Source organism: Clostridioides sp. ES-S-0001-03 (assembly GCF_020676075.1).
Classification (GTDB): Bacteria; Bacillota; Clostridia; order Peptostreptococcales; family Peptostreptococcaceae; genus Clostridioides.
This window is the reverse complement of record NZ_JACVWJ010000051.1, coordinates 1-272: the sequence shown is the minus strand read 5'-3', so window position 1 is coordinate 272 and position 272 is coordinate 1. Positions and strand designations below refer to the sequence as shown.

Annotated in this window: 1 rRNA gene; it reads left to right on the top strand. The window is 34.6% G+C overall.

Annotation, left to right across the window (positions count from 1 at the left end):
• Nucleotides 1–53: ribosomal RNA gene (locus tag IC174_RS20885) — 16S ribosomal RNA — on the top strand; the annotation flags it as partial.
• Between the last annotated feature and the right edge of the window lie 219 nt (nucleotides 54–272).

Here is a 272-nt window from a genome sequence, read left to right as displayed (position 1 = left end):
TGAAGTCGTAACAAGGTAGCCGTATCGGAAGGTGCGGCTGGATCACCTCCTTTCTAAGGAGAATTGCCTACTGTTTAATTTTGAGGGTTCGTTTTTACGAATACTCAATTAGCACTTTGAGCAACAGAATTTATTCGTTGGCGACGTGCGTTAGCACTTTGAAAACTGCATATATATATTTAGTGATATGACATCTAATTTGTAATATATAAAGCTGATAACTTTTAAAAATTATCGAAGTTGATAGCTTCTAATCTATCAAACCTTTTTAA